The organism is Neptunicella sp., assembly GCF_048268085.1.
Taxonomy (GTDB): Bacteria; Pseudomonadota; Gammaproteobacteria; order Enterobacterales; family Alteromonadaceae; genus Neptunicella.
On sequence record NZ_JBLWWF010000014.1, the window covers coordinates 113,145 to 127,982 of the forward strand.

Sequence of the window (14,838 nt, forward strand, 5' to 3'; positions counted from 1 at the left end):
CAGAGGCGGCTAGTTGATTCTTTAACAGGGCTTAATTATCCACCGCCCCACAGAAACGATAACCTTCACCGTGAATGGTGTCGATTAGCTCTTCTGCACCAGGAACAGATTCAAAATGTTTTCTGATCCGGCGGATGGTGACATCCACGGTACGGTCATTGGGGCGCAATTCGCGGCCGGTCATTTCCATAATCAACTGTTCACGGGTCAGTATCTTGCCTGGATGGCGTAAAAATAAATGCATGGCACGGAATTCACTGCGTGGCAGTCTGAATTCTACTTTATCTGGAGAAACAAGACTGCGACTATCGCCATCTAAACTCCAGCCATTGAAATTAACCCGGCTAGGTAAATCCGCATCTTCATTATTATTCAAGGTACGGGATAGCAAGTTACGCGCGCGGATGGTTAATTCGCGAGGATTGAATGGCTTGGTTAAATAATCATCGGCACCGATTTCCAGCCCCAAAATACGATCAACTTCATTATCTCGGCCGGTCAGGAAGATTAAACCTATATTTTTGCGATCGCGCACTTCCCGGGCTAACAATAGGCCATTTTTACCTGGAAGGTTAATATCCATAATGACCAGATTGATATTGTTATTAGCAAACAAATCATGCATTTGTTCACCGTCTTCAGCTTCTAGTACCTGATAACCTTCCGCTTCAAACAAACTTTTGAGAGTGGTTCGGGTGACAATTTCATCTTCTACAATGAGTATGATTGGTGTTTGCATCTTTTTTCCAGCCTTAATGTATGATCTGTATAGAGTTTATCAGATAATGGCATAACAATTCACCATTGGAATTATTATTTATAACTTAGCGTCTGTTTATCTTTCACAATGACCATTATTTTACCTTTATAGAAAAATGTTTATTGCTCAACAGGAAAGATAACCCGCTCCTTAAACGTTAATAAAGCGTTGCCAAGTTCACCACCGCTGAATTTATTTTAAACGGTGAATCTTTTAATTGCTGCATGTTAATCACAATTTTCATTGTCGTGTTACCCGGTACAATCGACATTACCCCACCGTCTTTTACAAACGACAGGCTTTCTCCGACGGTTAATGTTTTCTGATTAATCTGCTGAAGTTGGGCAATTAATTGTTCTGATTCGTATGGTTCAGAGACAAACAACAAATGGCAGTTGCTTGTGGATATGCTATCGATGCTGGTTAATTTAATTATATCCAGTGGAGTATCATTAACCGTGACTTTTTTCGCCTTCTCAAGTTCTTTGGCATGGGCAAAAGGCGGTGTTTCTAAAAAACACATATTAATCTTTTGTTTTAATAATCTATCAGCAGGAAAACGGGTGAATTCGGCCAGATGATAAAGTAACGGGGCGCGAATTTGTGCCGGCTTCAAGTTGGCGGCCATTGAAGAAAAGGCAGACAGCAAACAAGCTGCGCTGATAGTGGTTTTCAATAGTGCTTTCATAAGTCGTTCTCCTGCTCGGGAGATTCGACTTTGATTACTGGAAAGGTAATAACAAATTTAACGCCATGATCCACTTCACTTTCAACATTAATGGTTCCTCCCAAACCTTGTGTGACTAGGTTAAAAACCAAGTGCATGCCAAGGCCACTGCCACCTTTTCCGCGTTTAGTGGTAACAAATGGATCAAAAATACGTTTTTTTAGTTCATCAGGCATGCCCTTGCCATTATCGGTATAAGTGATACAAAGTTTGTCATTGCTTGGCATTTCTACGCTTACGTTGATGGTGCCAATTTCAATAAATTCAAATCCATGAATTAATGAATTCATAATCAGATTGATTAATATTTGATGTAAAGGTCCTGCTTTACATTCGACCATTAACTGTTCATCACAAGTAATAACAATATTGTGTTTGGTTTGACGTAAACGCGGGCGTAATGACAATAAAATTTCATCAATTAACTGATGTACGCGGAATGTTCGGTTAATTTCGTTATTTTGATCAACGGCAACTTGCTTAAAGCTGGAAATCAGGTCGGCTGAACGATTAAGGTTGCGATAAACAATGTTAAGGTTTTCTTTACTCTCGGCCAGAAATTTCTCTAGCGCGCTGGCTTTGAGGGTCTTGTTGTCAAAGTCTTGTTGAATCTGGTTAATCCGATCAATCATCATGGTTGATGCGGTAACACCTAGTCCGATAGGCGTATTCACCTCATGGGCAATACCCGCCACCATGTCACCTAACGAAGCCATTTTTTCGTTTTGGACTAATTGCCGTTGAAACTCATGTAATTTTTCCAGGGTTTGAATTAATTCCTGATTAGCTTCTTTTAATGCGACGGTACGTTGATTAACTTTTTCTTCCAAATTAATCGTCAGGCTACGATATTCATCTTCGGCTTCTTGCTGATCCTGAATGTGTTTCTGAATACGTGCTAACAATCGGTTAAAGGCATTGGCCAAAATGGCTAATTCGTTAATATTACTGATGTCAGCCCGAGTCGAGTAATCCTTATCCCGAGAAATATTTTGTACTAAACTCACCAACTCCTCTACTGGAGTGGTTATTTTCTTCTGCAATACCAGCGTTAACAACAATGAGAACATGATCACGACAAAAAGTATGGCAATTGTGATCATTACCGTATTGAGTAGCAATTCATCTAGCTTGGTGGTGGGAACATTTAAAAATAAGTAACCAATAACATCACCGTTATGGGTAATAGGTTTGACAATCTCCAAGGCATCGTCAGATAAAGTCGGCACCATTAATTGGTCGAGCTTGTCTATTACCGTTTCAATATGGCTAGTGCCTTGGCGGTTATAACTGGCAAACAGATATAAAGACTTGTCATTATCAAAGGCATATATATGAGCGTGGTCGATGAAAGGCACACCACTTAGATTAGCTAAATCGCTTTCGGTGGATTTTGGATCGGCAAATAAAACCCCAACAACCGAGTTTTTGACAAGGAACTCGGCAAACATATTGGTATTTTCAATCATCTGATCTTTATAAGATTGCTCAAGGCGATATTCAAAAATAGCGGCAGTGATGACAAGGGCAATAGTTGAAGTTGCCATTGCCACATATAGCATCAGACTTTTGATGGATAACATTCTTTCGCTATTAGACATATTATTTTTATTGAGCTCGTATATTTAAATCAGTGCTGAATTAATAGCCATATTGTAATAAACCGCAGAAAAAGGGAATGCCTTTACATGTAATTTGTCACGAAATTGATTAATAATTTCTAAATATCAACTAGATACACACACCGAAGAACGACACTTTCTGACTATTTTTGGCAATAATAGACTTTAAATTTAGTGGTTGCGGCTAATGTGACAGGTTTAGCTAAATGTTGCTGCAACAGCTCCGGATACTTAAGAAATGAATTAGCCACTAAGGTTAAACTCCCTTTGGGCACCAGAGACTGTTTGGCGTCAGTAATAAATTTCTCGGTAATTTGATAATCGGTTTTAACTCCGGAATGAAAAGGCGGGTTGGTATAAATGGCATTAAATTTAGTTTGAATCGAATTTAATCCATTGGAAGGAACGATATTTGCCTTTATCTGATTTAATGCGGCGGTTTGTTGGGCACAATGTAATGCCAAGGCGCTAATATCACTCATCATTAATGCAGTTGCCGGATTCTGTTTAGCTAAATAGCACCCAACAATGCCTGCACCACAGGCAAAATCGAGGACTTTACCATCAGGAACCTGCTTGATGCATTCCAGCAGTAGGCGAGTACCTGGATCGAGTTGTCCATGATTAAACACACCTGGAACAGAGCAAATAGTTAACCGACAGTCATTGATATTAATTTCAAAGTGGCTTTGCCATTGGCTTAAATCAAAAGTTGGCTGAGGGGTTTCAATTGTGGTGCGGAACAGGCTGCAATGCCGGGCGGAATCCTGTTTAACCACATGTTGGCCATAAGGTGATAATAATTTCGGTGCGGCTTTAATACCGCCTTTGTTTTCCCCAACCAACCATAAACTGCCACCGGGTTTAATGACACTTGCCAGATTTGCCAACAACATCTGTGCTTGAGCTTTGGCTTTGGGCATATATAAAACCGCACCATCATAAGGCACCTCGGTCTCAATACTAGCGGCAAATGTATGTGCTCCAGCTAAATGCTCGGCTTGTTGGTAAACATCAAAATACTGGTAAAACCCGTCCATTTGGTTAGGTAATTGACTGAATACCTCCACATCTTCAGGGTTGACCAACAACCATTTACCCTGATTAAACTGTTGTTGGTTTTTAATTAATAGTTGGCTTGGAAGGCTTAGCATAGTGAGACTCTAGTTGATTTTTTCAAACATTAAATCCCAGACTCCGTGGCCTAAGCGGTGGCCGCGTTGCTCAAATTTAGTTAATGGACGGTGTTCGGGTCGTGGCACATAATCATTATCTACAGATAAATTTTTATAGCCAGGCGCGGCAGACATGACTTCCAGCATATATTCAGCATAGTTTTGCCAATCGGTCGCCATGTGGAATACGCCACCAACTTGCAGTTTTTGACGTAACTTCTGGGCAAAATCTGCTTGTACAATTCGACGTTTATGGTGGCGTTTTTTGTGCCAGGGATCAGGGAAAAACAATTGCATTCGGCTTAAACTGTTATCGGCAATACAGTCGGCTAGTACTTCAACTGCATCGTGTTCAAAAACACGCAGATTAGTTAGCCCGGCCGCTTGTGCTTCAGTTAAACAGGCGCCAACACCGGGGCGATGGACTTCAATACCGATAAAATCTTTATCTGGTTCGGCGGCGGCCATTGCCACTAGTGATTTACCCATACCAAAACCAATTTCCAATACTACTGGCGCACTGCGTCCGAATATTTGGCTAAAATCCAGTAGACCTTGTTGATGTTCTAATCCCATCTTCGGCCAGCATTCATCGATGGCCTTTTGTTGGCCTTTGGTCAAACGTCCTTCCCGTTTGACGAAACTACGGATTTTGCGCAGATAAGGCGCTTCTTGCTCAGGAGATTGTTGATCGGATGTACTGTCGGTCATGTTGTGGCTGTTATCTTGGCTAGTAAAGCCGCTTAGTATAACAATCAGTTGAAGTTACAACATCATTAATTGTTGGGCTAATTGCTCCGGGGCTTCCAGTGGCAGCATATGACCACACTGTTCAATGACGTATAAACGGCTATTGGGTAATTGCTGATGCATGGCCTGTAATTGAGACAGCGGCGCTATGTTATCTTGTGCCGCAGCGATAATATTGACTGCAAACGGCGCAGAAGCCAATTGGGCGTTAAAGTCGGAACGGCTTGAAGTGGCTTTGAGTTGGTACTTAAGAACCGAGCCACCTAAATCTTGTTCCATTGCCCTTACGGTTTGCACCGCACTTGAATAATGTTGTCCTGCTGAATAAACAAACTGGCTAAGGCGAGTATCACTCATTGGTTTAAATTGGCCTTTGTCTAATGCTTGAATGATGGAGTGACGTTGTTGAATTTCTGCAGATTCAAGACCGGCGCTGTTATAGCCAATTAATGTTAATGAGGCGATATTTTGCGGCTGTTGCAGTGCCACCTGAGTGGCAATAAAGCCACCCATGGAAAAACCGATTAAATGAACCTTATCACCACCAATTGCATAATCGGTTAACCCTGTCATTTGCTCCCGGGTTTCTGCCCACTGCAGAGGAACATAACGGCGCTCGGGAATATCCATCTGTTGCCAGAGCTTCATCCATAAGCGTTCATCACATAGTGTGCCGGGTAAAAAGACGAGCGGTGGATTAGTAGGCATTATTTCAGGGCTTTTTAAATGGGTGTGTTACGGTATCATACCGATCTTTTTCAGCCACGACGATGATAACAATTACCCGTGCCTAGCATTGATTCTTTATTTTCACAGCAAATTCTTGATTGGTTTGATCACTTCGGTCGTAAAGATCTGCCTTGGCAGCAAGACAAAACTCCTTATTCTGTTTGGGTGTCGGAGATCATGTTGCAACAAACTCAAGTGGCGACGGTGATTCCTTACTATCAGCGATTTATGCAGCGGTTTGCGGATATACAGAGTTTAGCCAGTGCTGCGGAAGATGATGTTTTGCACCACTGGACGGGATTAGGGTATTACGCACGGGCGCGTAATTTACATAAAGCCGCCAAAATCATCGTGAGTGACTATGATGGTGTATTTCCCCAATCTTTGCATGACGTTATGGCGTTACCGGGGATTGGGCGCTCTACTGCCGGGGCGATTTTATCTTTAGCTTGTGGTCAGCCACACAGCATTTTAGATGGTAATGTTAAACGGGTATTAGCACGATTTGCGGCCATACAAGGATGGCCAGGTAATAAAGCCGTTGAACAGCAACTGTGGCAACTCACCGATACCTTGACTCCAACCCAACGCACTGCTGATTATAATCAGGCGATGATGGATATGGGAGCGACCTTGTGCACTCGCAGTTCGCCCAAATGTGATCGCTGTCCAGTGAGTGAGGCATGCCAGGCAAAAGCGTTACAACGTCAAACGGATTTTCCCGGCAAAAAACCGAAAAAAAATATTCCGGTTCGCTCTACCATCATGCTAATACCTCAATGGCAGCGTCATATTCTGATTTACAAACGGCCCCCAACGGGAATTTGGGGCGGATTATGGGGTTTTCATCAAGTGGATGATATTGCTGAAATCAATGCAGTGGCTGAACAGCTTGCCCTGGGGCAGTATACAACCCAAAAACTGGCCCCCTTTCGACATACCTTTAGTCATTTCCATCTGGATATTCAACCAATTATTTTGCAATTGGCTCACGCTCCCTCGTCCTCCATGGTAATGGAAGAGCAACAACGATGGTACGATCTTGATCAGGCGGAAGGGGTGGGACTAGCGGCTCCCACCAAACAGCTTTTTTCAGTGCTGTAGCTGTAAATTGACTACTTTACCCTTAAGTGCGGGCTGTTGTGCAGCATAAAAAAGTAGTTATCAACCAGAGATTCAGCCATTTCCGCCAAATCAAAACTTTGCGGGTAGAGCAACCAGTTATTCATGATACCCGAGAAAAAAGCATGTTTGGCTAATGCTGCTTGTTTGGTATCTAAATCCGGACTTAATTGTCCTCGTTTAATGGCATTTCTGAAAGTACGTTCAATACGGTTAGTAAATTCACTAAATGCACAAATCTGGCGACTTTCGAGGATTTCCACTTCGCCATTATACTCAAACTTATGCATCATGATGCAGAACACCCGCTGCATTTGCAGATCAACGGCGAGTTGCTGAAGAATTTTTACCGAAAAATCCCTGAATTTTCCCATCGGGTCGGTTTCATTTTCATCTGCACAAGCTTCAGCCAAAGATTCCAAGGGTAAATGCACCCGCTCGACCATGGCGGCAAATAACTCAATCTTATTTTTAAAATGCCAATAAATCGCGCCCCGAGTTAACCCGGCATGATTTGCCACATCCATTAACGTGGTATGGGAATAGCCTTTGTCAAAGAAGACTACTTCAGCAGAATCGAGCAACAAATTACGCGTTGCCGCTGCTTCCTCTTTGGTTTTTCTGACCATAATGACCTCTAAAAGAAAAAACTATTTGTCGTTTACCGATTTAAACCACAGTTTTCATTTATTTATTACATTTTGTTGCACTCTTTATGGCGTTAACCAGATATTTTGCCTTCAAGGCAGCCTTGGATTTAATTAACGGTTGCAATATTAATCAAAAAACCATTAAAATACAAAACATTCATGTATGTATGTAAATTTAATTTATTGAATGACTAATCACGAATTCGAATAGATCTCCTTATATCTTATGGCGACAATGATTGGTGACAGTTAATTTAACAATATAGAATGAGTGTTCATTCTTAAAAGGTGAGAGTATTAGAATGCAGCGTTCTCGTATCGTATTTTTTGCCCTGTCTGTGTTGGCAGGATCAATAGTATTGTCCGGTTGTGGACAAGAGCAACAAGCCGCTGCGCCAGCAGCTCAGGCCGTGCCGGTAGGTGTGATCACGCTAAAAAGTCAGGCGGTCACCCTGACTAAAGAGTTACCGGGCCGGATTGTGGCATCGCAAATTGCCGAGATCCGTCCTCAGGTAAGTGGCATTATTCAGTCGCGTTTATTTGTTGAAGGCAGTGAAGTCAAAGCCGGTGAGGCCTTGTATCAGATTGATCCTGCTACTTTTGAAGCTGATTTAGCCAGCGCCAAAGCGTCAGTGGCTCGAGCTCAGGCCAGTATCGCCAGCAACAAGGCAAAAACCTCCCGTTATACCGAATTATTAAAAATTAACGCGGTAAGTCAGCAAGATTTTGATGAAGCAGATGCGGCTTACAAACAAGCACAAGCCGATTTGCTAACTGCGCAGGCTCAATTGAAAACTGCCCAAATTAATCTTAATTACAGTCAGGTTTCTGCCCCTATCGGTGGTCAAATAAGTAAGTCCGCAGTCACTGTTGGGGCGTTAGTGAGTGCCAATCAAAGTACTCCGCTCACTACGGTTACACAACTGGATCCGGTTTATGTGGATTTAACCCAGTCCAGTACCGAACTGTTAGAGTTAAAACGGGCACTGGCGTCAGGTGCTATTGACTCTGATGCAGCGGCTCAAGCCGTTGTTGAATTGAAATTGGAAGATGGTTCTGTTTATGCGCATAAAGGAACGTTGCAGTTTTCAGATGTCACAGTGGATTCCAGCACCGGTTCAGTGATCTTAAGAGCACAGTTTGCCAATCCGGATAAATTATTATTACCCGGTATGTATGTGCGTGCGGTTGTGGTGGAAGGCATAAAAGAAAATGCTATTTTGGCCCCGCAAAGTGGGATCAGTCGCAATACTAAAGGCCAAGCCACAGCGATGGTGGTCAATAAAGAAGGAAAAGTGGAAGCCCGTGTTTTACAAGCTGGCCGCACCATTGGGGCTAACTGGTTAATTGAGAAAGGCTTGTCAGCAGGAGACCAATTGATTGTAGAAGGTTTACAAAAAATTCGTCCTGGCGCTTCGGTTCAGGCTGTACCAGCCGAGTCAGTTACTGCTAACGCTCAATAAAGCCCAATACACGGAGATCCCTAATGTCACGATTTTTTATCGATAGACCTATTTTTGCCTGGGTACTAGCCATCGTTGTTATGCTGGCCGGTATACTGGCGATTAAAGCGTTACCTATTGCACAATATCCGTCTATTGCCCCACCCGCTATTAGCGTTAGTGCTAATTATCCTGGTGCATCCGCCCGTACGCTTGAAGATACGGTTACCCAGGTAATAGAACAAAAAATGAAAGGTTTGGATGGCTTGATGTATATGTCATCTACCTCTGAATCTAATGGCTCAATGAGTCTGACGTTGAGTTTTACTGCCGATACCAATCCGGATATTGCTCAGGTTCAGGTGCAAAATAAATTAGCACTGGCCACGCCATTATTACCGCAAGAAGTGCAGCGTCAGGGGGTTTCAGTCGCTAAATCCGCACGTAACTTTTTGTTGGTGGCCGGCTTTGTTTCTGAAGACGGCAGCATGAACAACATTGATATAGGTGACTATGTTGCTTCCAATGTACAAGATATTATTTCCCGCGTTGATGGGGTGGGTGAAGTTCAGCTGTTTGGTTCCCAATACGCAATGCGTATCTGGCTTGATCCGGCCAAACTGTTAAATTACAAACTGACTCCTGCGGATATTAGTGCTGCTATTAGTGCACAAAATGCTCAAGTGTCAGCCGGTCAGTTAGGTGGCATGCCTGCAGTTGAAGGGCAGCGACTTAACGCCACCGTAACGGCACAAAGCCGTTTGCAAACCCCCGAACAGTTTCGTGACATTCTGGTTAAAACCGAAAGCAACGGTTCAGTTGTGCGTTTGGGCGACGTTGCCAAAGTGGAATTGGGCGGTGAAAACTATGGTGTGGTTGCTCGGTTTAATGGTAAACCGGCATCTGGTCTTGCCGTTAAACTAGCCAGTGGCGCCAATGCTCTGGATACTGCCACCGGTGTGAAAAAAGCGCTTGCCGATTTATCACCTTCCTTCCCGCAAGGGTTAAAAGTAGTCGTACCTTATGACACCACGCCTTTTGTTGAGTTATCGATTGAAAAAGTAGTCAGTACCTTATTCGAAGCCGTGGTATTGGTCTTTTTGGTGATGTACCTGTTCCTACAGAATTTCCGCGCCACATTAATTCCTACTATTGCAGTTCCGGTGGTGTTATTGGGAACCTTTGCCATCCTGTCAGCCTTTGGTTTTTCCATCAACACGTTAACCATGTTTGCCATGGTGCTCGCCATCGGTTTGCTGGTGGACGATGCCATCGTTGTGGTTGAAAACGTTGAACGGGTGATGACCGAAGAAAATTTATCGCCGATTCAGGCCACTCGTAAATCTATGGATGAAATTAAAGGCGCACTGGTCGGCATTGCCATGGTGCTCTCTGCGGTGTTTGTGCCGATGGCGTTTTTCCCGGGATCTACCGGGGTTATTTATCGTCAATTCTCAATCACTCTGGTTTCTGCGATGGGATTATCGGTATTAGTCGCGTTGATATTAACCCCGGCATTATGTGCCACCCTGTTAAAGCCAAGCCATGTGCATACCAATGGCTCGCTGATAGGCAAGTTTTTCTCCGGATTTAATCGTGGTTTTGAGCGCACTAACAAAGGCACGCAGAGCTTTACCAGTCGGATGGTCAAGCAAAGTAAACGTTACTTGCTATGTTATGCCCTCATATTTGGCGGTATGGTGTATATCTTCAGTCAGTTGCCATCTTCTTTTTTACCCGATGAAGATCAAGGCATTTTATTTAATCAGGTGGTGTTACCTGCCGGCTCGACAACTGAGCAAACATTAAAAGTATTGGAGAAAATGGAGCATCATTTTCTGGTTGATCAGAAAGAAGCCGTTAAAGCCGTCTTTACGGTTGCCGGCTTCAGTTTTGCCGGTTCTGGTCAGAATGCCGCAATTGGTTTTGTTAACTTAAAGCATTGGGATCAACGTCAGCGTGCTGATTTATCAGTAGGCGCGGTGGCGGGCAAGGCAATGGGCTTTTTCTCGACAATTAAGGAAGCCTTTGTGTTTGCTTTTGCTCCTCCTGCGGTTGTTGAATTGGGCACCGCCAATGGTTTTGCCATGTATCTGCAAGATCGCGCTGGTTTGGGTCACGATCAATTACTACAAGCTCGGAATATGTTGTTAGGCATGGCAGCGCAAAGCCCGATTCTGGCTGGTGTACGCCCGAATGGCCAGGAGGATATGCCGGAATTGTCACTGGATATTGATTTAGCCAAAGCTGAAGCATTAAAAGTAAGCCAAGGCGCGATTAACAGTACTTTATCAACGGCGTGGGGGAGTAGTTACGTTAATGACTTTATTGACCGTGGTCGAGTGAAAAAAGTATTTTTGCAAGGTACCGCTGATAGCCGCATGGCACCGGAAGATCTAAACAAGTGGTATGTGCGCAATAGTAATGGAGAAATGGTGCCCTTCTCTGCTTTTGCCAGTTCACACTGGACCTATGGCTCACCACGTTTGGAAAGATACAACGGATTTTCATCCATGGAAATTCAGGGGGCAGCGGCTCCTGGCTACAGTACCGGACAGGCAATGGATGAAATGGAGCGCTTGGTAAAACAACTGCCCAATGGAATTGCTTTTGAATGGACCGGGATTTCTTACGAAGAGCGTTTAAGTGGAGGTCAGGCACCATTGTTGTATGCCTTGTCCTTGTTAGTGGTTTTTCTGTGTTTGGCCGCACTGTACGAAAGCTGGTCGATACCGGCATCGGTAATGATGATTGTACCGCTTGGGGTCTTTGGTGCCGCTGTCGCCGCTTGGTTGGCTGGTCTGTCTAACGATATTTATTTACAGGTGGGTTTACTGACCACCATTGGGTTAGCGTCTAAAAATGCCATTCTGCTAGTTGAATTTGCCATTCATCGAATGGAGCAGGGATTAGGTGTGGTTGAGGCTGCGATTGAAGCTGTTCGTTTGCGTTTGCGGCCAATCCTAATGACGTCAATGGCCTTTATATGTGGTGTATTACCGCTAGCGCTAGCTTCAAGTGCCGGCTCAGGCGCACAGAATGCGTTGGGTATTGCGGTGATAGGTGGAACTCTGGCGTCATCGATTTTGGCCATATTGTTTGTGCCGTTATTTTTTGTGTCTGTGCGTCGACTCTTTCCGGCTAAGCAAAAAGCCAGTGAGGATGATGCCTAATATCGGGCATAAAAAGGCGACTATCGAATATTAGTTACGAATTCAGTGGACGAGTGAGGTAATAATGATGATTGACTGGCAACTAATGGGGCTAATGTTAGCCCCGGTGATGGCCTATTTGTTCGGTGCAATGCTGTTATCTATGCTGGAATGTGAAGCAGAGCGCTGAGCCGTGCAGTAACAAAATCTAACCGATACTATTGTTCACTGCATAACTCCGGTTTTTAATCTGATAGAATAAGCAGATTACAGCCGTACTTAAGGAATTCGTTATGAGTAGAACCGTATCTTGCCAATATTTGAAAAAAGACGCAGAAGGTCTGGATTTTCAACTTTACCCCGGTGAATTGGGTAAGCGCATTTTTGACAATATTAGTAAAGAAGCGTGGGCACTTTGGCAAAAAAAGCAAACCATGCTAATTAACGAAAAAAAGTTAAATATGATGGATGCCGAGCATAGAAAATTTTTGGAAGGTGCTATGCAAGACTTTTTATTCGAAGGCAAAGATGTCGAAGTAGAAGGTTACACACCACCAGAAAAATAACGGTTAAAGATGGTATTCTTGGTAAAGTTGAACGAAATAGAAGCATTCAGTCACAATATTGTTTAAACAGTAAGCAAAGAAACATTTTTAGTAAAAAAGAGGTTGACTTAAAACCGCGAAATCCGTTTAATACGCATCCCTAAGCAGTGCACCGATAAATATTTACTGCTTAACCAGTTTTGTGCCCAGATAGCTCAGTCGGTAGAGCAGAGGATTGAAAATCCTCGTGTCCTTGGTTCGATTCCGAGTCTGGGCACCATTATTCAACGAAGCCCCGCAAGTTATTGCGGGGCTTTTTTGATTCTGATGTCCCAAAGTAATAAGCGATTCCAGGCGGTGCATGAATTCTTTTGGGGTTTGCTTATTCCACTAGTGCGGTATTGTCAGATAAAGGCTTATTAACTGGTGCCAGACTTTTCTTCACCAGTAATACAGCCGCTTCATGTTGGGCATGTACAAATGAATTAATTGCGATGCCGTTTAAGGCCGCTTTTTCTTCGAGGCTATTAATTTTCACCACCAGATTGGCATGGGGATAGTAGTCGAGGACGGCTTGGCAAATAATCTTTTTATTCAGCAAGGTATTCACCGTGATGATCACACTGGCGGATTGCTCTACTTTTAACGACTCCAGCACCGGACGTTTGTCCAAGTGTCCAAAATAAGCCATGTAGCCTCGTTCTCTGGCTAGCAGTACGTGCTGCAAGTTATCTGAAATAATTAAAAAATCGATACCGCGTTTATCCAGCTCTTTGGCCACAATTCGGCCGACGATGGCAAAGCCACAGATAATGGTGTGGTTGGTGTTGTTAATCGGGGTAATTTTATCCGATTCAAAAAACTCCACGACAAAATAAGAGGCCAGTTTATAAATATTGTTGACCATAAAGGGAGTAATAATCATCGATAAAACAGTGACTAAAATCAGAAAGCTGCCCAGCTCTTCAGATACCAGATGCTCACCAATAGCCAAAGTGAATATGGCAAAAGAAAACTCACCAATCTGGCATAACGCTAAGGCCGATTTAATTGAATCACTCTTATTTGATTTACGTTTCATCAAGGCATAAATGATTAATGCTTTGACTAACATGGTGAAGATCAACACCCCAAACACTAAATAGAGGTGAGTGGAGAAATACAAAATATCGATTTTAGTACCAATCGAGAAGAAAAAAGCGCCGAGCAGAATATCTTTATAAGAGGCAATATCCGATTCGACTTTGACGTGGAACGTGGTCTCGGCAATGATCATTCCGGCAATAAAGGCCCCTAATGAATAGGTAAAACCCATTTCGTGGGCCAGCAAAGATGCTCCGATAACAATAGTGAGTACCGAGCCTAAAAACAGCTCTTCCAACTTGGCATTGGTGGAAAAATGCAATAACCACTCAATCAGTTTTTTGCCTAGCGTGAACATAAAAACGATGACCAGCGTGGCTGAAAGCAGGGTCTTGAGTACGACATCGCCAATAGATAATTGATCATTAGCCAAGAAGCTGATGAGTAATAAAATGGGGATGACCGCCAAATCCTGAAAGACCAGGATTGCCACTGATTTTTCACCATAAGGGGTGACAATATCTTTGGATTTTTTTAAATAGGTCAGCACAATGGCGGTGGAAGACAAACTAAATGCCAACGCGATTATAATTGACGAGGTGGTATTCAGCTGAAATATAAAATGGGCAATGGGGAATATTACCAGTGCGCTTAATACCACTTGAAGAGTGCCATTGAGCAACACGATTTCTTTCATTTTTTTCAGTTTGGAAAAGGAAATCTCCAAACCAATAGTAAACATCAAGAAAACAATGCCAAACTCGCCAATCAGCTCTAGAGAATCGAGATCCTGACTGCCATTAAAATGAAAAATATTGCTGATGATAGTACCGGTAAAGATATAACCGATAATGTGCGAGATAGAAAACTTCTTCAGCACAATATTCAGCACACTGGCAATCGCTAATGAAATAAAGATGATTATCAGGGTCGAATCCATACATTAGCCTCGGGTGATTTAGCAATAAATCAACAGTCTTATAACAAAAAGTTAAAAAACATAGGTTGTTTTGTCCTCATTGATATAAGTAGCATAAGCGCGGGTGTGAATATAGTCCAATGCTTTCCGAAAATAGCACGG

The 14,838-nt window shown here is 43.1% G+C and carries 12 protein-coding genes and 1 tRNA gene; 5 read left to right on the forward strand and 8 right to left on the reverse strand.

Going from position 1 to position 14,838, the window contains the following annotated elements; genetic code table 11:
* Positions 1 to 31: 31 nt before the first annotated feature.
* The 6 genes from arcA to ACTD55_RS12575 form a co-directional block, all read right to left on the reverse strand.
* The gene (gene arcA, locus ACTD55_RS12550) at positions 32 to 739 is read right to left on the reverse strand and encodes a two-component system response regulator ArcA (RefSeq protein ID WP_438864679.1); all 708 of its coding nucleotides are present in this window, start codon (positions 737 to 739) and stop codon (positions 32 to 34) included.
* A 178-nt stretch (positions 740 to 917) separates the two neighbouring features.
* Positions 918 to 1,448 (reverse strand): YfiR family protein, encoded by a 531-nt coding sequence (locus ACTD55_RS12555; RefSeq protein WP_438864680.1) that lies wholly within the window; start codon positions 1,446 to 1,448, stop codon positions 918 to 920.
* Positions 1,445 to 3,088 (reverse strand): ATP-binding protein, encoded by a 1,644-nt coding sequence (locus tag ACTD55_RS12560; protein WP_438864681.1) that lies wholly within the window; start codon positions 3,086 to 3,088, stop codon positions 1,445 to 1,447. The genes ACTD55_RS12555 and ACTD55_RS12560 overlap by 4 nt, the downstream gene beginning before the upstream one ends.
* A gap of 164 nt (positions 3,089 to 3,252) precedes the next feature.
* A complete protein-coding gene (locus ACTD55_RS12565) occupies positions 3,253 to 4,263 on the reverse strand; it encodes a methyltransferase (protein WP_438864682.1) in 1,011 nt (336 codons plus the stop codon).
* A gap of 9 nt (positions 4,264 to 4,272) precedes the next feature.
* Positions 4,273 to 4,995 carry a tRNA (guanosine(46)-N7)-methyltransferase TrmB gene (gene trmB, locus ACTD55_RS12570; RefSeq protein ID WP_438864683.1) on the reverse strand — a complete coding sequence of 241 codons (723 nt, stop codon included), beginning with the start codon at positions 4,993 to 4,995 and terminating at the stop codon, positions 4,273 to 4,275.
* 54 nt (positions 4,996 to 5,049) lie between these two features.
* Positions 5,050 to 5,742, reverse strand: a complete 693-nt coding sequence (locus tag ACTD55_RS12575) for an alpha/beta fold hydrolase (protein WP_438864684.1) — start codon at positions 5,740 to 5,742, stop codon at positions 5,050 to 5,052.
* A 78-nt stretch (positions 5,743 to 5,820) separates the two neighbouring features.
* Here ACTD55_RS12575 and mutY point away from each other — a divergent pair, with 78 nt between their 5' ends.
* Positions 5,821 to 6,867, forward strand: a complete 1,047-nt coding sequence (gene mutY / locus ACTD55_RS12580; RefSeq protein ID WP_438864685.1) for an A/G-specific adenine glycosylase — start codon at positions 5,821 to 5,823, stop codon at positions 6,865 to 6,867.
* Positions 6,868 to 6,878: 11 nt separating this feature from the next.
* On the opposite strand, the gene ACTD55_RS12585 is transcribed toward mutY, so the two are convergent.
* A complete protein-coding gene (locus ACTD55_RS12585; RefSeq protein ID WP_438864686.1) occupies positions 6,879 to 7,514 on the reverse strand; it encodes a TetR family transcriptional regulator in 636 nt (211 codons plus the stop codon).
* Between the two features lie 323 nt (positions 7,515 to 7,837).
* Here ACTD55_RS12585 and ACTD55_RS12590 point away from each other — a divergent pair, with 323 nt between their 5' ends.
* From ACTD55_RS12590 to ACTD55_RS12605, 4 genes are all read left to right on the forward strand, one after another.
* Complete coding sequence (locus ACTD55_RS12590) at positions 7,838 to 8,998, forward strand: efflux RND transporter periplasmic adaptor subunit (RefSeq protein WP_438864687.1); 1,161 nt, start codon at positions 7,838 to 7,840, stop codon at positions 8,996 to 8,998.
* 23 nt (positions 8,999 to 9,021) lie between these two features.
* Positions 9,022 to 12,150: an efflux RND transporter permease subunit gene (locus tag ACTD55_RS12595; RefSeq protein WP_438864688.1), complete on the forward strand. Its 3,129-nt coding sequence runs from the start codon at positions 9,022 to 9,024 to the stop codon at positions 12,148 to 12,150.
* Between the two features lie 272 nt (positions 12,151 to 12,422).
* Positions 12,423 to 12,695: an oxidative damage protection protein gene (locus tag ACTD55_RS12600; protein ID WP_438864689.1), complete on the forward strand. Its 273-nt coding sequence runs from the start codon at positions 12,423 to 12,425 to the stop codon at positions 12,693 to 12,695.
* Between the two features lie 183 nt (positions 12,696 to 12,878).
* Positions 12,879 to 12,954 (forward strand) — tRNA-Phe (locus ACTD55_RS12605).
* Between the two features lie 102 nt (positions 12,955 to 13,056).
* Here ACTD55_RS12605 and ACTD55_RS12610 read toward each other — a convergent pair.
* Complete coding sequence (locus tag ACTD55_RS12610) at positions 13,057 to 14,697, reverse strand: cation:proton antiporter domain-containing protein (RefSeq protein WP_438864690.1); 1,641 nt, start codon at positions 14,695 to 14,697, stop codon at positions 13,057 to 13,059.
* Positions 14,698 to 14,838: the final 141 nt, after the last annotated feature.

Bases quoted from the DNA above. Each gene is read 5' to 3' on its own strand.
- arcA (WP_438864679.1), bottom strand. From the start codon at position 739: ATGCAAACACCAATCATACTCATTGTAGAAGATGAAATTGTCACCCGA.
- ACTD55_RS12555 (WP_438864680.1), bottom strand. From the start codon at position 1,448: ATGAAAGCACTATTGAAAACCACTATCAGCGCAGCTTGTTTGCTGTCT.
- ACTD55_RS12560 (WP_438864681.1), bottom strand. From the start codon at position 3,088: ATGTCTAATAGCGAAAGAATGTTATCCATCAAAAGTCTGATGCTATAT.
- ACTD55_RS12565 (WP_438864682.1), bottom strand. From the start codon at position 4,263: ATGCTAAGCCTTCCAAGCCAACTATTAATTAAAAACCAACAACAGTTT.
- trmB (WP_438864683.1), bottom strand. From the start codon at position 4,995: ATGACCGACAGTACATCCGATCAACAATCTCCTGAGCAAGAAGCGCCT.
- ACTD55_RS12575 (WP_438864684.1), bottom strand. From the start codon at position 5,742: ATGCCTACTAATCCACCGCTCGTCTTTTTACCCGGCACACTATGTGAT.
- ACTD55_RS12585 (WP_438864686.1), bottom strand. From the start codon at position 7,514: ATGGTCAGAAAAACCAAAGAGGAAGCAGCGGCAACGCGTAATTTGTTG.
- ACTD55_RS12590 (WP_438864687.1), top strand. From the start codon at position 7,838: ATGCAGCGTTCTCGTATCGTATTTTTTGCCCTGTCTGTGTTGGCAGGA.
- ACTD55_RS12595 (WP_438864688.1), top strand. From the start codon at position 9,022: ATGTCACGATTTTTTATCGATAGACCTATTTTTGCCTGGGTACTAGCC.
- ACTD55_RS12600 (WP_438864689.1), top strand. From the start codon at position 12,423: ATGAGTAGAACCGTATCTTGCCAATATTTGAAAAAAGACGCAGAAGGT.
- ACTD55_RS12610 (WP_438864690.1), bottom strand. From the start codon at position 14,697: ATGGATTCGACCCTGATAATCATCTTTATTTCATTAGCGATTGCCAGT.